An 18,603-nucleotide genomic window follows, 5' to 3' on the forward strand; every position below is an offset into this window, starting at 1 on the left:
CGCTGCAGCCATGATCTCCCCGCAAGATATTCCAAAGCCCGGCCGCAACGGCCTGCGGCTTTCCAGGCTGGCATTGCTTTTGCATGCGGGAATCTCCGTCCTCTACGTCTTCGGGCGGCCGGCGTTCTCCCAGACCGCGCCGCTGTCCTATCAACTGCGCGGCGCCGACGGCGCCTGTTGTTCCAGCGGCAATCATCCCAACAATGGCCATGACGGCCAATGGGGCCAGCGCGACTTCGTGCAGACGGACCGCAACCAGCGCATCAGCGCCAATGGGGCCGGCCAGACCGGCATCCTGATCGACGTCAGCGGCGGCCATGGCGGCAACGGCAGGGATGCCAACCAAAATCACTGGGGGGGCAATGGCGGCGGCGGGCGGATCATCGACTACATCTTGTCGGCCAGCACGGTCAACGCTGCTGGCCGCGGAATAGACTTGTATTCCGCGGGCGGCAATGGCGGCCTGTGGGGCAATGCGGACGGACCCAATGGCGGTTACGGCATCGGCGGCGACGGGCATCAGGCGCGCATCACGCTCGACAACGCTACGGTAATGGGCACGGGGTTCGGCGTCGCGGTCCAATCCTGGGGCGGCGCGGGGACTGACAGCGCCATCGCCGACGGCTTCAGCGGCGCTTACACGTCCGGCCACGGCGGCAGCGCCGGACTCGCGTCCGTGATACTGCAAGGGACGAGTTCGGTGACGGCGCGCGGACCGGGGCCGGGTGATGTCAGTGCCGCGGTGGGTCTGATCTCGTCGGGCGGACCCGCGGGCGCGGCCGAGCACACGGGCGATTTCGGCGGGCATAGCGATGCGGGCCGGGGCGGCGATGCCTCGACGGTCATGTTCACGTCCTCGGCCGGAACGTCAGTCAGCGGCCACGGCGACGGCGTGTACGGCGTGATCGCCCGTTCCATCGGCGGCAATGCGTCGACGTCCAATGGCGTTGACACCAAGGCCGCGGCGGGCGGCAATGCCGGCCAGGTCAGCGTGACCAACGGCGGCGCCATCAGGACCGACGGCAACCGGGGGATCGGCGTCTATGCGCTGACCCAGGGAGGCAATGGCGGCAACGGCGGCAACGGTTCGTGGTCCGGCGGACACGACGGCGGCGCGGGCGGATCGCCTGGCGCCATCTCGATCGTCAATACGGGGAAGATCACGGCTGGCAGCAACGGCAGCGTCGGCGCGAAAGGCATCGTGGCCAGCGTGCTGGGCGGAGAAGGCGGCCCCGGGGGCGCCAGCGGCGCTTTTGGACGGGGCGGGGACGGCGGCGCGGGCGCGGTTGCGGGCCAGGCGATCTCCATCACCAATGCGGGCGTCATCAGCACCTTCGGCAACGATGCGGCCGCCGTCATTGCCAACAGTGCGGGCGGCGGCGGCGGGCTGGCTTCGTCCAGCAACGGCATCATCGCCGTGGGCGGCGGGCATGGCGGCACGGGCGGCGCGGGAGGCGGCATCGCCATGGCCAACAGAGGCGGCATCGACACCTCGGGCGACAACAGCGCGGCGGTGCTGTTGCAAAGCATAGGCGGAGGCGGCGGCGTGGGCGGCGACGCCAACAGCACCGGCGTGATCGCGTCGGTCGCCATTGGCGGCACCGGCGGCGCGGCGGGCAACGGCGGCCTGATCCAGTTTTCCTCGCAAGGCAGGATTCTGACCCGCGCGGGCAATGCTTCGGGCGTGATCCTCCAGAGCATAGGCGGCGGAGGCGGCAGCGGCGGTTCGGCCAATGCGGTCGGCGTGGGCGTGGGGCTGAACGTGACGGTGGCGACGGGCGGCAAGGGCGGCAGCGGCGGTTCCGGCAGCACCGTGTCATTCACGCAAGCCCGCCAGGGCACGATCACGGCCATGGGCGCGCACAGCAATGGCGTGCTGGCGCAAAGCATAGGCGGGGGCGGCGGCAGCGGCGGGCTGGCGAATTCCCGCGTCGTCACGATCGCGCCGCAGCTGGGCGACAACCCGAGCGGCGCGGTCACGCTGGCAGTGTCCAACGGCGGCGTGGGACAAGGGGGCGGCGACGGCGGCACGGCGCTGGTCACGAATGAAGGAGGCATCCGTACCTCGGCCGCGCAAAGCAATGGCGTGGTGGCCCAGAGCATAGGCGGGGGCGGGGGCAATGGCGGCGGGGTCCTGGCGCCGGTCAAGACGCCGGTCATCGGCAATTCGCTGATCGATCTGCAACTGTCCGTGCGGCATGGCGGGCAGGGTGGGCAAGGCGGCAGCGGCGGCCGGGTGCAGGCAGCGAACGCCGGCACCGGCGCCATTGCCACGGCGGGGGCCGGGTCGGCGGGCATCGTCGCGCAAAGCATAGGCGGGGGCGGGGGCAATGGCGGCATCGTCCAGATGCACGACGCTGCCAGTTTCAACGACATCCTGGGCGCGCCGGGTAGTCTCGCCGGCCTGTTGGAGAAGGCGGCGGACTGGCTGGAAAAAGGGCCGCAGTTGGCGTTCAGCAAGGCCGTCAGCCTGTCCGTCGGGGTCACGACCGGCGGCAACGGCGGCGCGGGTAGCGCTGCCAGCGCATTCGACGTGCGCAACGATGGCGCCATCGCGACGGCGGGAGACCAGGCGCCGGGCATCCTGGCGCAGAGCATCGGCGGTGGTGGCGGCAATGCCGGGGCGATAGATTCGGCTGGGGCGTCCACGCTGCTGTCCAGCATCGATGCGCTGATCAAGGCCGCCGAGTCCGGCGCGCAGGACCTGTTCACGGTCGCGTTGCCGCAGACCAGCATCACCCACCAGACCGGCGGCAACGGCGGCGCGGCGGGAGCGGGCGGAGGCAGCGCGTCCAATCCGGCCATCGTCACCAACACGGGAACGATCGCCACGCAAGGCAGCGGCTCGGCAGGCATTGTCGCCCAGAGCATCGGCGGTGGCGGCGGCAGAAGCGCGGCCAGCGGACAGGACCTGCAGGCTGTCGTGGCCGCGGGCGCCGGCAGCCAGGCGCCCGAGATCATCGACAAGATCACCCGCATCGTCGGCATCCTGGGAACCAAGGGCGGATTGCTGCTGGGATCCCTGATCAATGTGCGCAACGGCGGCGTGGCCGGGGCCAGCGGCGCGGGCGGCGCGGTCACGGTCGACGCCGGCGCCTCGGCCAGCCGGATCAGCACGCAGGGCTATCAGGCGCCCGGCATCCTGGCCCAGAGCGTGGGCGGAGGCGGCGGCATATCGATGGTCGACCGGCCCTTGTTCCTGTGGAGCCAGACCGCCGCCACCGTCGCATTGGGGGCCACGGGCGACTCGTGGCAGAGCATGACGACGAGTATGGGCGGCGCGGTCAACGTCAGCCATGGCGGGACGCTGGCGACTGGCGCGGGCGGCTCCGCCGGGATCATGGCGCAGAGCGTGGGGGGAGGGGGCGGCGTCAGCACGCTCGCCTTGCGCAACGCCAGCCTGGCCGCGATCCAGCAGAACGCGTCCCTGTCGATCACCTTGGGCGGCGATTATCCGTCGAACAACAGCAGCGGATTCGGCCTGGCCCAAGTTGCCGGCGGTACGGTCAGCGTCGCCAACAACATCGGCCGCATCGCCACGCAAGGGTGGTTTGCGCCGGGAATTCTGGCGCAAAGCGTGGGCGGCGGGGGCGGCATGGCGGCGGTGTCGTCCAGCGCGGCGCTTAGCGGCGTCGATATCCGGGTGGGAAGCGCGGCGACCGATACGGGTGGCCCTTTTTCGAGCAGCGTGAACGGCGCGGGCGGCACGGTTGCCGTGTCGAACCTGGGCGGCAGCATCGCGACCCACGGCGCGCTTTCCTTCGGCGTGCTGGCGCAGAGCGTGGGCGGCGGCGGCGGCCTGGTGACGATGGACAACGGCTCGGGGCCCGCCTCGAGCGTGGCGAACATCACGTTCGGTTCCAGCGCGCCGATGGCCGGCCCGGGGGGAACGGTCAGCGTGACGCAGGACGTGGGCGGAAGCATCGTCACCGCTGGCGTAAATTCGCACGGCATCGTCGCGCAAAGCATAGGCGGCGGGGGCGGCATCGCCGGCCTGGCAACGCGGCCCGGGCTGGTGACCTTGAAGCCCGTCTCGTCTCCCGCGCAAGGCGGTGACGGGAACGTCGTCAGCTTGTCGATCGCGGGCCGGATCGTCACCTCGGGCAGCGGCGCCGCCGGGATACTGGCGCAGAGCGTGGGCGGCGGCGGCGGGCTGGCGGGCGACCAGTCAGCCGCGCACTACACGACCGGTCTCATACAGAACGCCGGCCTCACTGGCGGCATGGGCAATGGCGGGGCCGTCAACGTGGCCATCGGCACGGGAGGCACGGTCCAGACCTCGGGCGCGAACGCGCCTGCGATCCTGGCGATGAGCGTGGGCGGGGGCGGCGTGTTCAAGGACGGCAGCCTCTATCAGTACAGCACTCCCGGCAACGAACCGGCCTATGGCGGGCCGGTAAGCGTGGACATCGGCTACGCGGCGCAGGTGGTCGCCACCGGCGCCAATTCGCCGGCCGTGGTCGCCATCAGCAATGGCGCCTATGGCGGAGGCCGGGCCATCTCGATCAACCTGGGTCAGAACGCCCTGGTCAGCGCCAGCAGCGCATCCGGCACGGGCATCCTGGCGATCGCGCCGCTGGCCAGCGCCACCATCACCAACGCCGGGGTCATCCAGGCGCAGACCGCCATAGACGTGGCCGGCGCAGCCGTCGTCAACAACAACGGAACCGTGGCGGGCGACGTGCTCATGGGCGGCGGCAGCCTCTTCCACAACAACGCGGGCGGCGCCTTGTACAGCGGCGCCCGCTTCCAGGGCAACCTGGACAGCGCCGGCCTCCTGAATCCGGGCGGACCGGGCGTGTACACGACCACGCGCATCACGGGCGCGCTGAACCATACGGGAACCTACCGGCCCGATCTGAATTTCGGCGGCCATAACAGCGACTTCATTTCGGTGACGGGCGCATCGACCTTCGCAGGCACCGTCAAGCCGGTGCTGCACAATCCCGTGAAGAATGTATGGCTGGGAATAGGCCATTTCGCCGCTGCGCAAACCAGCATGCCCGCGACCGCCAGCGACAGTCCCTTGTTCAGCTACGCGCTGAAGAACAATGGCGCGGGCTCCCTGCGCGACCCGCTCGTTTCCGTGGATGCCAATTTCACGCCCGCGGCGTTGCCGCTTTCCGCGGATCGCGCGCGGATCGCGAATTCCCTGCAGACGCTGTGGGACCAGGGGAAAGCGAGCGATGCGTCCACCTTCGACAAGTTCACGGGAGTCCAGAACGCGGACCAGTACCGCGACGCCCTGAACCGCATCGCCCACGACGGCCAGTTCGCCCGCGCCGCCAACCAGATGCATGCCTCCTACGCGTCGATGAACCGGATGATGAGCTGCCCGGCCTTCGTCGGCGAAAGCACGATCCTGCGCGAGGGCGATTGCGTCTGGACCCGCCTGGACACGAACTGGACCGAGCGCAAGGCCACCTCGGACGACGAGGGGTACCGCGTTCGCCAGAGCACGCTCACGCTGGGCGCGCAACGCGAGTTCGCCACCAATTGGTTCCTGGGCGGTTCGTTGAGCTATGCGTATGGCAAGACCACGTCGGCCGCCGACTTCTCTGGCAACAGCGATACCTACGCGGGCGGCCTGGCCTTGAAGTACAACAATGCGCCGTGGCAGGTCTCGCTTGCCGTGCACGGCGGTGTGGAGAAGAGCAGGATGTCGCGCGGCACGCTGGACGGCACGGCCAGGAGCAAGCCGGAGTCGTCCTTTCTTGCGGCCAGGCTGCGCACCGCCTACGAGTTCAGCCAGCCGTCCTGGTACTTGCGGCCCTATGTGGATCTGGACGTGAATCATATCCGGCAGGACGGCTATAGCGAACAGGGCGCGGGCGCCTTGAACCTGAAAGTGCGCGGCAACGACACGACCTCGTTCATGGCTTCGCCCATGATCGAGCTGGGCGGGCGCAAGGACCTGGCCAACGGCGCGACTTTGCGCTCATACGTGGCCGGCGGGATGAGCTTTCTGAGCGGCGGCGACGTGGTCACGACGATGCAGCTCAATGGACAGGGCGCGACGCCCTTCACGTTGCGGTCGGGCATGCCCAGGACCTACGGCAACCTGTCGGCCGGCCTGGAATACGTCACGCCCAAGGGCGTGGAATTGAAGACGGAATACGCCTTGCGCGGCAACGGGGAATACCGCGACCAGTCCCTGACCCTGCGCGCCGCCTACCGCTTCTAAGCAAGCGGCGCGGCAGGGTGGAAGGCTACTTGCGGACCCAGCGGCCCAGGCCGTTGTCGTCGTAGAACTTGATGTCGAAGCCCTGGGCCCGCCCCTGGCCCATCTTGAACACGATGGACGCCAGCGAGGCGACCAGTTCGGCTTCGCCCGCGGGCGAGAAGGCGTAGGTATCGCCGTCCCAGTGCCGCAAGGGGAAGCGCATGCCCTTGGGCCCCAGCACCAGGGTCAGCGCGCCGTTGGCCTCCTGGATCTCGGCCGGGCCGTAGTAGGGATTGTCGAACCTGCCGGTGTACTGCGACAGCGCTTTCGACGCCGCCGGCTTGGCGGGATCGGCCTGTCCGGACAGATCGGCCTGGGGTTCGAAGAACGCCTTCATGGCGCCGTTGTAGGCCGCGAACCAGTCGCGCGTGGGCTTGCCGTACAACGCAGTGTCTGTGAACGATGCCGCGACGGATTCGGCCGCGCCCACTGGCGCGCCATTGGTCAGCACCACGATGCCGATGCCGGCGGAAGGGACGATGCGGAAGGTTGTTCCCGTTCCCATCAGGAAGGCGCCGGAATGTCCCATCGAAGGACGTCCGCCCAGTTCGGTGTTGACGTTGAAACCATAACCGTAGAAGCCGGAGCGCGAGTCCAGGTCATGCGCACGGGCGCTGTATGCCTGGGGCGACAGGGCCGGCAGCAGGGCGCCTGGGGCGATCAGGGTCTTGCCCTGGTATTGCCCGTCGGCGAGCAGCAGCTTCAGCCACTCCGCCAGGTCGACGACGGTGGAGGACACGCCGCCCGCGGGCGCCTGCTGGTCGGCGTCGCGCTGGCCCGTGGGAACGAAGCGGCCGTTCTGGTAGGCGTGCAGCACGGCGCGATTGCCGCGCGCCTCGAAGTCGCCGTAGCGGTAGCTGGTCGACTTCATGCCCAATGGTTTGAAAAGCTGTTCGTCGGCCAACTGCTCCCAAGGGCGTCCGGCCGCCTTGGCCACAGCCTGGGCGCCGATGGTGGTGCTGAAGTTGGCATAGTGGTAGGACGTGCGGAAGGCGTCCAGCGGCAGCAGGCGCAGGCGGGCGATCACGTCGTCGCGGCTGAAACCCAGGTCTTCGAGATCGTCGCCCGCCGTGCCCGGCAGGCCGGAGCGGTGCGCGAAGAAATCGCCGATCGTGGCGCGTTCGGACACGTAGGCATTGCTCAGCTTGAAGTCCGGCAGGTAGCGCGAGACCGGATCGTCCCAGGCTGCGCGGCCCTTGGACACTTCAATGGCCGCCACCGTCGCCGACAGCGACTTGGAGATCGATGCGATCTGGAACACGGTCTGCGCATCCACCGGCGCCTGTTTGCCAGCCTCGCGCGTGCCGTAGCCCTGCGCCAGCACGGTCTTGCCGTCGATGACCACGGCCACGGCCATGCCCGGAACCCGGCTGCGCTGCATGATGTCCGCGATGATTTGCGGCAGTTCCCGCAGCGCGCGTTCCTTGCTGCCTGCAGGGATGGCGACGGCGTCCGCGGGCGGATTCGGTGCGCTGGCAATGGGCACGGACTGCGACCAGGCTGCCGTGGCGCCGCCCAGCGCAAGAAGGATGATTCCGGTGACGAGCGTGTGTTTGCGGTTCATGATGGCCTCAGAATCCTGCTTGGTAAGCGATGCGGAAAACGCCCTGGTTGATGCGCAGGGCCTGGTCGCGCTGATGCGTGAGCCCGGCCTGCACGATGAAGCCCATGGGCGTGACGTAGGTAACCGCGCCTGAAATGCCCCAATCCGTATCGTCCAGCAGGCCGTACTGCGCCAGCTTCTGGCCGCTGCCGGAAAGCTTGCGCACGGCTGCTGTCGCGGTCAGCTGCCAGCGGTCGCGCGACAACGAGACCGAGGTCACGCCGTTGCCGTTGGACACGGGGGCGCCGCGAAAGGCGCTGGAATAGGTGGCTTCGTTGAACCAGCTCAGGTTCCACGAGTTGCCCAGCGGCGCGTCGTAGCGCAAGCGGGCCGATACCGTGTTGGCGCTTTTTCCTTGATCCGGATCCAGATGCAGCCGGCCCGCGTCCACCCCGCCCGACCATCCTTCCAGTCCGGGCAGATCGCGGAAATCGTAGGAGAGGATGAAGGACTTCAATTGGTCGCTGAAGATCGGCGGCTGATCGGGCCCGATGAGGCCGCCATCCAGGCTGAAGCGTCGGTTCATCGCGGTGTTGTCGCGCTTGAACAGCATGGCGGCCACGGAGTGCGTTCCGCGGCCCGCGGTATCCAGGGTGTAGCGTCCGCCCACCCCGATCGAGCCGCGGAACTCCGAATTCTCGTTGAAACCCGTGTACAAGCCGTCGACCACGTGCCAGGCGTCGCCAAAGCCCAGGTCCATCTTGCCGCCGTACAGCGCGTAGTTGTCCGCCGTATAGGCGGCGAACAGGTTGTCCAGGTCCACGCCCAGGTCGGAAAACGCATTGTCCTTGGTGTCGTTGGTGGACGAGTTGAAGGTCGCCTTGGTGCGGATCGAAAACTGCCGCGTCAGCTGCAGCACCAGGGCCGCCTCCGCCGTGGGCTGCACGCTGCTCCAGTGCGAGCGGGGAAGCTGGCCGTTGTCGTCCTGCACGCCGAAGAAGCCGGTGTAGCCGGTCATCAGCAGGAAGCGGCCATTCAGCTGCGGATAGGTTTCGCCGCCCTCGCCCAGCTCGCTGTAGGGCGTGAGGAAGATCTCCGTCTTGAAGATGTCCCGAGCTTCCTGCGCGCACGCGCCTTGCGCGGCCACGGCCAGCAGCGCGGCCGCTGCGGCCTGGCGCAGCGGCCGGCAGGGTCCGTTCACCGCGCCAGCTCGGCCGCCAGTTCACGCACCTGGGAATGGATATTGTTGAACATGGCGAAATTCACGCGGCTGGCGACGACGAACACGCCCAGCCCGCGGTTGGGCGACAGCACGGCATACGACATGAAGCCGCCCAGGCCGCCGCTCTTGCCCAGCAGCAAGGGCGCGCCATTGCGCGGCAGGGTCACGACCCAGCCCAGGCCCATGCCGTCGGCGTCGGTGACTTCCGTGCCTACGACGGACTTCAGTCCGTCATAGGGCAGCCACATCGTGTGCGCCAGCAACGACGCCTGCTTCGATTGTTTGGCGCCGTCCAGGTGCCAGCGCATCCAGCGCGCCATGTCGTCGGCGGTGGAGTAGATGCCGGCGCTGGCGTACATCACGTCCGGCACCGGGGCATTGGGATCGGGCTTGTCGAAGGGATCCAGCCCGGTCATCAGGCGCTTTTTCTGCGCGTCGTCAAGCGCATTGGTGGTGTCGGTCATGCCGGCGGGCTTCAGCACCTCGTTGGCCAGCACGGTGGAATAGTCCGCGCCGCCGGCCTTGGCCAGCGCATCGCCCAGCAGGCCGAAGCCCAGGTTGGAGTACAGCGTTGTGGTACCGGGCACATAGGCCGGCTTATGGCTGCCGATCCATTTCCAGTAATAGGCGCGGTCGAACGCGGCGAACGGATTGTCGGAAGGCTTGGCGTCAGGGTTGGGCAGTTCACGCGGCAGGCCGGCCGAATGCGTGGCCAGGTCCAGCAGCGTCAGCGGGCGGCCGTTGGTTTCGACCTTGGCGTTTTCCGGCGCATATTTGGCCAGCGGATCCGTCAGCTTGAGCTTGTCCTTGGCTGCCAACGCCGCCAACACGTCGCCAGCGAACACCTTGGATACTGAAGCGATCCTGAAAATGGAGCGGCCATCCGGCTCCACGCCGCTGCCGGGCGCGGTTTCGCCATAGCCCTGAATCACGACCTCGTCGCCGCGCACGGCCGCGATGATCATTCCTGGCGCACCCGAGTTCAGGTACAGCTGCATGCCGGCCATGGAGACGGCATCCTGCAGCGCCAGGTCGGCCGCGCGGACCTGGCTGGCGCCCAGTGCGCAGGCGGCGCTCAAGGCTAGGGAGGTGATGCGCGGCAGTATGCGGGACGTCAGCATGCGGTTCTCTCTGCGGGACTTTGGGAACGGATGTTCCTTCGCCTGCGATGATCCCAAAAACTCGTTGCGCGGCCACTTGCGGCAGGACGAAACAACATGCCGGCATGACGAACTGCATATTTCAGAGGTGCGCCGGGTTCAGATGCCCATGCGTTCGCGCAGCGGCTTGCGGTAGGAGCGCGACACCGGCCAGGTCTCGTCCACGGCCCGCATCCGGATCAGCCACTTGTCCACGCTGCGGCGGTCCACGTCCATGACATGCAACGCGTTCGCAATGGCGGTGCGGTGCACCCGGAAGAAGGTCTGTTCCGGCAGCAGGGTCGACCATATGCCCAGCGCGCGCGAGTCCAACACCATCGACCCGTCTTCCAGCCAGATTTCGCTGTAGTTGCCCGCCGAGCGCACGCCTACGATGGTTTCAGGCTGCACGCCGCGGACCACGCCTCGCATGCTGAGATAGATCACCGATGTGGCGCTGTCGTAGCGCGGCGCGCGGCCGCGCTCGCGGCTGTTGCCGTATTTGGCCTGGCCTATCAGGTTGGCGCATTGGTAGAGGGCGCGGACTTCGGCGGCGGACCAGGCCCGGTGCCGCACGGTGGTGTCGAAGCCGATGATGCCGTAGAGCTTCCCGTCATGGAAAACCGGCACGCTCAGCACGCTCTTGTTGCCCTGGCGCTGGAATTCGACCTGGATGGCGCGCGCGGTGCGGGGCAGGTCGTTGACGTCGTGGATGGCGACCGCCTGGCCTTTGACCATGAATTTGTGCAGCCAGGCGATCAGCGTGGTCGGCACGTCCTGGAGTTCGGCGACGAAGGGTTCGGTCTTGCCGCGACACCATTCATGGGTATTGCGCAGGCGCAGCATGTCCGGGCGGTACTCGATCATCCATGACCGGTCCACGTCCGAGGTCTCGCCCATGTAGGCCAGCTGTTCGGAGATCGCGTCGTCGGCGGGGAGCTTGAGCAGGCTCATCGCGCAGTGGTAGAGCCAGTCCGACGAGGGATCGGGTTCAAGCAGGGTGGCGGGGTGAGTCTGGTACTGGACTGCATCCTTCACTTGCGATTCCCCCCTGCGGCGACATGGCGCTTGGCGCGCTCGCGGGCCGGGCCCCGCGGCTAGGCTGGATTTTCCCTCTGGTAACGAGGGATGACAAGATCTGAAATCATCATCGCACCGTGGTCGGCGTCGCCGCCTGGGAGGCCTGCGTCGGCATGCGGCCCACGCTGAGCGTGCCGGGATCCTCTGCAGACGGGCGCACCACCGCCGCCTTGTTGGCGTCGTTGGCGCCGAGCTTGGGCAGGTCGATGGGGCGCGCGGCCACGGTTTCGAAGGGGCCGCCGCCGGCCGATGGCACGCCCTCCAGGGTCACGCCGCGGGTCCAGTTGCCATCGTGGCGCGACAGCACCTCGTAGCGCTGCGGGGCGCCGGTGGCGCGGGCGACGATGTAGAGCGTGCCATTGACCAGATTGAGCGCAGGCGGCGAGGCGGCCTGGGCGTCGAGCTTGGACGGCCTGCCGTGTTCCACCAGCCACAGTTGTCCGCCGGCGCGCTCCAGCACGGCAATCATGACGTTGCCGCCGGCGTCGGCGCTAATGGCCGGGCGGCCGATATAGGGCACGCCCATGTCGGTCGGCGCGCTCCATTCCATGTCGAGATCGGTGGTGTCGCCGGTCTCCATCAGGCGGGTCAGATGGTTGTTGCCGCGCTGGCGGAAATAGAGTTCGACGCGGTCCTGGTGATTGCGGATCGCTGCCAGGCCGCCGGCGGCCTGGGGCGCGGGCACGCGGCGCCAGTCCTGCCATTCGGGGAGCTGGCCTTTGGCGGCCGGCAGTTGGCGGGTGTAGTGGAGCTCGCCGGTCCCGGTGAGCGCGAAGATGATGTAGCGTCCGTCGCCGCCCAGCGCCGCAGCGGGGGCGCCGGTCACGCCCTCCAGCGGCGGCAGGTCCTGCCAGGCGCCCCAGCTGCCGTCGACGCCGGAGGGCGTGATCCAGTGCAGCAGGCCGTCGTAGCCCAGCGCCACGGCGGCGGCTTCGCCGCGCGGCGCAACCGCCGGGATCTGGGTCACGCGCAGGCCGCCCAAGGCTTGCCAGCCTTGCCAGGTGCCGTCGTGGCGCTGTTTGTTGGCCCACACGCCGCCCAGCGGGTCGCGCGCCATCAGGCCAGCCGTGCCGTCGGTATGGGTGTACGACACCAGCGGGCCGTTGGTGCGCCCGCCCAGGCTTTGCCAACGCCGCTGGTCCGCGTCCCAGCGGTTGACGGCGCCATTGGTTTCGCCGGCAGCGAACACCACCAGGCCGCCGCGCCCGTCCGGGTAAAGCTGCGGCGCGATGTCCTGGCGCGACACGTAATAGGCGCGCTGCACCCAGGCGGCCGCGGGGCCGGCGGGCTCCTTGCAGCCGGTGGGGCCGGCGCAATAGTGGTAGTCGTTCCAGGCGTAGTGCTGGAAGGTCAGCGACTTGCTGGCGATTTCGGCCTGAGTCAGGTTGGTGGCGCGCTCCTGGCTGGGGTAATCGACGTAGCCCATCTCGGCGTAGTTGCCGGGCGCGCGCAGCATGGCTTCGCGCGCCAGCCGCGCGCTGGCGATATGGTCGGGATGGCCATGGCCGGCGCAGCGCCAGCACAGCTGCGTGTAAGGCACGGCGATCGTATCGTCGAGATGGCGTACCGTGGTCGGCGCGTACTGGCGGATCAGGTCGGCCAGGGTGTCGATCAACTGTTCGCGCGTGTAGGACTCGGCATAGGGGCCGAGCGTGTCGACGTTCTGGCCGGGTACGGATTCAGTGCGGCTCAGCGGCGTCAGGCTGCCCCAGCCCTTGCCCAGCCAGGGATCCTTCAGGCGCATGTGCCAAAGCTGCACGCGCGGATTGCCCTTGAGGGTAAAGCGCGCGATGTGCCGTCCGCCCGCGATGCCGGCGTCTTCCTTCCATTCGTCCGGTTGATGCGCCATATAGGCATAGGCGGAGCGCACGCCGCGCTCGCGTCCCAGCATGTAGGTATCGCCTTCGCCGGCATCGCTTGCGGTCAGGTAGACCAGCCGCACGCAGCCGCCTGCCTGGATGTTAGAGGCGATGTCCGGGTTCATGAACAGCAGGTCGTCGTCCAGGTGGGCGACGAAAGCCATGTCCTTGATGCCATGGCATTGCGCCAGCGTCGGCGGAGCGGCGAACGCTTGGGCGGAGAGCAGAGTGGCGACGGTACAGAGTAGCGCCCGGCCAAGGGGGCGCAGCATGGCCAACAAGACGTGCATAACGGGGCGCAGCAGAAAAGGCGCGGCGCGTAAGGGGTATTGAGGTGGGACCAGTATAGCGGTGCGGGATGGCGGTAAATGGGGGCGGTACAGACGGCCCCGTGGCCCTCATTCCGGCATGGCGCGGCCGGTCCGCCCGCGCTAGCGGTTGGGCGCGGCCATGGCCTTATCGCCCTGGTACGGGCTGAGATCCAGCCCCGCCTGCTGGAAGCGCCGCACGATTGCCGGCAGTTGCTTGCTTTGGCTTGCGCCGTCGACGGCCTGGATGGCCTGGCGGCATGTTTCGATGTCCTTCGGGCAGCCGTGGCCGGGCGCCAGCAGGCTGGCGTACACCGATATGTTGACGGCCAGCTGGGACACCTGGACGGCGGTCGGCTTGCCCAGGTAGAAGTCGTCCAGGTCGCGCTTGAGGCGGGCAGTCTCCTCTTTGCCGGCAAGCGCGCCGTCGCGGCAGTCCATGAAGGTGGGTGACTCGTCGATCAATTCCATGCGGCTGCATGCCAAGGCCAGGCGTGGAGCGGGCAGGAGGCCCGCCGGCAACTGGGCCCGGACAGTCGGCGATCCCGAGGTGGCGAACGACACTATCCGTCCGTTCGTGCGCTTGCCGGCATCGACCGGGCCGGCGATCAGCATGGTCACATCCAGCGACGCAGGAAAGCGCGCAGTCGGGCCGTTGGCATAAGCCCGGGACACGGTTTCGGCGGTCGCGGCGGGCAGGCCGAGCCTTGCGCCGATAAGGCTGTTGCCGCCTTGCAGGTAGGTGTCGAGCTCGTCGCGCAGCACGGCTTCCAGCACGGCCGCCTCGGTGGCGGAAAGACTGTAGGCGGCGCTGGCCAGCGTGGGGACCAGCAGGCCCAACATCGCGCAGAGTTTTTTCATGGATACGTTGCGGCAGTGTGGTTCGGCGCGCAAGGGTAACCGGTTTGCGCGCGCAGCGTGGAGGGCGTCAGTTCGCGCCGGCGCTGGCCAGCAGCCAGTCGCGCAGGCGTTCATGCGCGGCGTCGGCGCGGACCGCATCCTTGCGCAGGCACAGGCTGAAGGCCGCGCCGCTTTCGATGAAGCCCAGCGGCGCGGCCAGCCTGCCTCGGTGCAGTTCGGCCTCCACCAGCACCGCCGGCGCGATGGCCACGCCCAACCCGGCCGCGGCGGCCTCCAGCATGTGGCCCAGATGGTCGAACTCGCGCCCCGCTTGCCGTGGCGTCAGCGCGATGCCTTGGCGCGCCGCCCAATCCTTCCAGGCGTCGGGCCGCGAACTGGTGTGCAGCAGCGGCATATCCAGCACGTCGGCCGCATCGCGGATATGCGCGGCCAGGGTCGGGGTGCAGACCGGGCCTATGGTTTCGGCGAAGAGCGGGGTGACGCCCCATTCTTGCGGCCAGGCGCGCCCGGCCAGGATCAGCGCATCCACGCGCTGCGTGTTCAACAGGGCGGCATCTGCGGCTGTCTGCAGCCTGATGCGGATGTCCGGATGCAGGGCTTCGAATTGTTCAAGCCGCGGGATCAACCAGTTGGAAAGAAAGCTGGCGGGCGCACCCACCGCCAATTCGGCCGGCTGCGTGCCGCGCCTGAGTTCGTCGCAGCGGCGCTCCAGCAGGTCGAAGGCGTCATGCGCCGCGCGCTGCAGGTCCAGGCCCGCCGCGGTCAGGTGGACGCGCCCCGCGCGCCGCTCGAACAAGGCGCAGCCCAGCCATTCTTCCAGTTGCCGGATCTGCTGGCTGACTGCGCTATGGGTCACGCAGAGTTCCTTGGCGGCCAGCGTGAAACTCGCCTGGCGGGCCGCGCTGTCGAAGAATCGCAGGGCATTGAGGGATGGCAGACGTCTCATGGCTGTTAGCTGAACTTACATATATGGGAAATAAATCATTGATTCAAATAAGTATTTTGTGACGATAGCATAAGGAAAATCCTACTCATCCTGTCACGGAAAACCTATCCATGCCACTCGCCATCCATCCGGCCGCGCCCGACAGCCGAGGCCAATTCGGCCCCTACGGCGGCCGCTACATGCCCGAAACGCTGGTCCCCGCCCTGGACGAACTTGAACGCCAGTTCAAGGCGGCGCTGGCGGACGAGGACTTCTGGCAGACCTACCGCGGCCTGCTGGCCGACTATGTGGGCCGGCCGAGCCCGCTGTTCCTGGCGCGCGGCGTTTCCGGGGAGCTGGGCGGCGCGCAGGTCTACCTCAAGCGCGAAGACCTCAACCACACCGGCGCGCACAAGATCAACAACTGCCTGGGGCAGATCCTGCTGGCGCGCCGCATGGGCAAGCGCCGCATCATTGCCGAAACCGGCGCGGGCCAGCATGGTGTGGCGACTGCCACCGTCTGCGCCCTGTTCGGCCTGCAGTGCGTGGTTTACATGGGCGCCGAAGACATGGAGCGCCAGTCCATCAACGTGCGCCGCATGCGGATGCTGGGCGCCGAGGTGCGCGCGGTGCACGCCGGCACCGCCACCCTGAAGGACGCGATGAACGAGGCCTTGCGCGACTGGATCGCCCATCCCGCCGACACGTACTACCTGCTGGGCACCGGCGCCGGACCGCATCCTTATCCCTGGCTGGTGCGCGAGTTCCAGAAGGTGATCGGGGAGGAGACGCGCCAGCAGATCGCGGCCAAGACCGGCCGCGTGCCCGACGCCATGGTGGCCTGCGTAGGCGGAGGCTCCAACGCGATGGGGTTTTTCTACCCCTTTCTGGAACTGGCAGACGTGCGTCTGTACGGCGTCGAAGCCGGCGGGCTGGGCCTGGCCAGCGGGGCGCACGCGGCCAGCATCAGCGCGGGCCACGAGGGCGTGCTGCACGGCTGCCGCAGCTATTACCTGCAGGACGAAGACGGCCAGATCGTCAACGCGCATTCGATATCGGCCGGCCTCGACTATCCGGGCGTCGGGCCCGAACACGCCTTGCTGCATGACCGCAAGCGCGTGGACTACGTGTCGGTCACGGATGCCGAGGCCGTGTCGGCCTTCCATTGGCTGACGCGCAAGGAAGGCATCCTGCCCGCGCTGGAAAGCGCGCATGCGCTGGCCTACGTACGCAAGCTGGCGCCGCGGATGGCGCCCCACGAGATTCTCGTCGTGTGCCTGAGCGGACGCGGCGACAAGGACATGGACACGGTGACTCAATTTGGCGAGGTGGCGGCATGACCCGGCTTGATCGAACCTTGGCGGAGCTGCGCCAATCTGGACGCAGTGGGCTGGTGACCTATTTTGCGGCGGGCGATCCCGATCCTGCCGCATGCCTGGAGCTGCTGTGCGGCTTGCGCGCGGCGGGCGCGGACGTGATCGAACTCGGCATGCCGTTCAGCGATCCGGTCGCGGACGGTCCCGTGCTGCAGCGGGCCAACGTGCGTGCGCTGGCCGGCGGCCAGACCCTGAAGCGCACGCTGACCCTGGTGCGCGATTTCCGCGAGGCGGACGCGCATACGCCCTTGGTGCTGATGGGCTATCTGAATCCCATCCTGCGGCATGGGGTTGAAGGCTTCATCGAGGACGCGGCCGCGGCGGGCGCGGACGGCCTGATCCTCATTGACCTGCCGCTCGAACATGCCGACGAGATCAGCCGCGCGGCGCGCGCGCATGGCCTGCATCTGATCCGGATGTCCGCGCCCACGTCCGAGGACGCGCGGCTGGCGGGCTTGCTGCGCGACGCCAGCGGGTTTGTCTATCACATCATGCTGGCCGGCACGACGGGTGCGGACTTGCCTGACGAGCGCCGCATCGCGCAGGATCTGGACCGGCTGCGCTCGCATACCAGGCTGCCGGTGGCTGCGGGCTTCGGCGTGCGTTCGCCTGATGAAGCCCGGCTCGTCGCGCGGCATGCCGATCTGGTGGTGGTCGGCTCGCGGCTTGCGCAAGTGCTGGCGGAGCAGGGCGTGGCGGGCGCGCTGGACGAGGTGCGGGGGCTGGCGGCGGCGCTGCGGGGGTAAACGGCGCGTGCGCCGTCCTGGAAGGCCGGGCAGCGCGCATGCCTCAGGCGTACCGCTCCAGCCGGAACGCCCTGATGTCGACGGGCGTTTCGTTCCCCTGGATAAGGGCGGCCAAGGTTTCACCCACCGCGGGACCGATGCCGAATCCGTGTCCGGAGAAGCCGGATGCCAAGTAAAGCCCCGGCACGGCGGCGACCGGCGCGATGACAGGCATGGCGTCCGGCGTCACGTCGATGTAGCCGCCCCAGGATTGCGCGATGCGGGCCTGCTGGAACACGGGGAAGGCGCGCAGCAGGCGCTCCCAGGCCTGGTCGATCCCGCGTTTGTAAGGCGCGGGATCGAGCACGCGGCAGCGCTCGTAAGGCGTTTCGCGGTCGGCCGGAAAGCGGCGCGGCGTCGCCAGTTCTTCGAAGAAGCGCTTGCTGAAGCGGATCCGGACCAGCGAGTTGTTGGCGATCCAGGCGCGCAGGAACTTGCCCATCAGGCGGAAACTGTCCGGCACCAGTTCGGCCAGCGAGGCCGAGAACTGCGAGACGGTATAGCCGCCGTCGGCGCGCTTGCGGCAGGTGAAGTCCTTGCCGTTGATTGCCAGCGAAACGCCGGCGTCGAAAGGTTCGGTGCGCAACACCGAACCGCGCACCTTCAACTGCGGAAAGTCCACGCCCAGATTGCCGCAGAACAGGCGCGACCAGCCGCCGGCGGCCACCAGCACCGCCTGCGCGCGCAGCGTACCGCGTTCGGTGATGACGGTGTCGGCGCGGCCAGCGCTGGTCTCCACGCCGCGCACGGCGCAGTTTTCGTATATCAGCGCGCCGGCCTGGCGAGCCAGCGCCGCGACGCCCTGCGTGGCGATCTGCGGCTCCGCCACGCCGTCGGCGGCGCTGTAGAGCGCGCCGGTCCAGGCGCGTGCGGAACTGGGCAGCAGGCGCAGGGCTGCTTCGCGGCCCAGCATGTCGGCCTCTACGCCATAGGCGCGCGCCTTGGCCAGCCAGCTTTCGTGCTCGGCGGCGTCCGTCTCGTTTTCTTGCAGGTAGACCAGCCCGTTGCGGCGGTAGCCGACTTCGACCTGGGCCTGGATCTCGCGCCAGAGCTGGTTGGCGCGCAGCGCCAGCGGCACTTCGGGCAGGTCGCGTCCCAAGGTGCGTACCCAGCCCCAGTTGCGCGAGGACTGCTCGCAGGCCAGCGTGCCTTTTTCGAACAGCGCACAGCGCACGCCTGCGCGCGCCAGCGCGAGCGCCGTGCTCACGCCTATGATGCCGCCGCCGATGATGGCCACGTCCACCGTGGCTGGAAATTGCGTTTGTGTCGTCATGACGATATG

The 18,603-nt window shown here is 68.3% G+C and carries 11 protein-coding genes; 3 read left to right on the plus strand and 8 right to left on the minus strand.

Annotation, left to right across the window (positions count from 1 at the left end; all coding sequences use genetic code 11):
- Positions 1 to 10: 10 nt before the first annotated feature.
- Positions 11 to 6,184, plus strand: a complete 6,174-nt coding sequence (locus IB257_RS13085; protein ID WP_192492401.1) for an autotransporter outer membrane beta-barrel domain-containing protein — start codon at positions 11 to 13, stop codon at positions 6,182 to 6,184.
- Positions 6,185 to 6,209: 25 nt separating this feature from the next.
- On the opposite strand, the gene IB257_RS13090 is transcribed toward IB257_RS13085, so the two are convergent.
- From IB257_RS13090 to IB257_RS13120, 7 genes are all read right to left on the minus strand, one after another.
- Positions 6,210 to 7,787 (minus strand): serine hydrolase, encoded by a 1,578-nt coding sequence (locus tag IB257_RS13090; RefSeq protein ID WP_192492402.1) that lies wholly within the window; start codon positions 7,785 to 7,787, stop codon positions 6,210 to 6,212.
- 7 nt (positions 7,788 to 7,794) lie between these two features.
- Positions 7,795 to 8,967 carry a hypothetical protein gene (locus IB257_RS13095; RefSeq protein WP_346546744.1) on the minus strand — a complete coding sequence of 391 codons (1,173 nt, stop codon included), beginning with the start codon at positions 8,965 to 8,967 and terminating at the stop codon, positions 7,795 to 7,797.
- Positions 8,964 to 10,109, minus strand: a complete 1,146-nt coding sequence (gene ampH, locus IB257_RS13100; protein WP_054451787.1) for a D-alanyl-D-alanine-carboxypeptidase/endopeptidase AmpH — start codon at positions 10,107 to 10,109, stop codon at positions 8,964 to 8,966. Before ampH ends, IB257_RS13095 begins: the two co-directional genes overlap by 4 nt.
- A 138-nt stretch (positions 10,110 to 10,247) precedes the next feature.
- Positions 10,248 to 11,165, minus strand: a complete 918-nt coding sequence (locus tag IB257_RS13105) for a GAF domain-containing DNA-binding protein (protein WP_233564540.1) — start codon at positions 11,163 to 11,165, stop codon at positions 10,248 to 10,250.
- Between the two features lie 109 nt (positions 11,166 to 11,274).
- Positions 11,275 to 13,356: a PIG-L family deacetylase gene (locus IB257_RS13110; RefSeq protein WP_054451785.1), complete on the minus strand. Its 2,082-nt coding sequence runs from the start codon at positions 13,354 to 13,356 to the stop codon at positions 11,275 to 11,277.
- 141 nt (positions 13,357 to 13,497) lie between these two features.
- Positions 13,498 to 14,235: a hypothetical protein gene (locus tag IB257_RS13115; RefSeq protein ID WP_192353968.1), complete on the minus strand. Its 738-nt coding sequence runs from the start codon at positions 14,233 to 14,235 to the stop codon at positions 13,498 to 13,500.
- A gap of 67 nt (positions 14,236 to 14,302) precedes the next feature.
- A complete protein-coding gene (locus tag IB257_RS13120) occupies positions 14,303 to 15,181 on the minus strand; it encodes a LysR substrate-binding domain-containing protein (protein ID WP_125471236.1) in 879 nt (292 codons plus the stop codon).
- A gap of 110 nt (positions 15,182 to 15,291) precedes the next feature.
- Here IB257_RS13120 and trpB point away from each other — a divergent pair, with 110 nt between their 5' ends.
- Together trpB and trpA are read left to right on the plus strand one after the other, a co-directional pair.
- A complete protein-coding gene (trpB, locus tag IB257_RS13125; RefSeq protein ID WP_192492403.1) occupies positions 15,292 to 16,500 on the plus strand; it encodes a tryptophan synthase subunit beta in 1,209 nt (402 codons plus the stop codon).
- Positions 16,497 to 17,282: a tryptophan synthase subunit alpha gene (gene trpA / locus IB257_RS13130; RefSeq protein ID WP_192492404.1), complete on the plus strand. Its 786-nt coding sequence runs from the start codon at positions 16,497 to 16,499 to the stop codon at positions 17,280 to 17,282. Before trpB ends, trpA begins: the two co-directional genes overlap by 4 nt.
- 43 nt (positions 17,283 to 17,325) lie before the next feature.
- Here trpA and IB257_RS13135 read toward each other — a convergent pair whose 3' ends face one another.
- A complete protein-coding gene (locus IB257_RS13135) occupies positions 17,326 to 18,594 on the minus strand; it encodes an FAD-binding oxidoreductase (protein ID WP_175160245.1) in 1,269 nt (422 codons plus the stop codon).
- Between the last annotated feature and the right edge of the window lie 9 nt (positions 18,595 to 18,603).

The sequence above is a fragment of the Achromobacter sp. ACM03 genome, from assembly GCF_014851665.1.
Taxonomy (GTDB): domain Bacteria; phylum Pseudomonadota; class Gammaproteobacteria; order Burkholderiales; family Burkholderiaceae_B; genus Achromobacter; species Achromobacter aegrifaciens.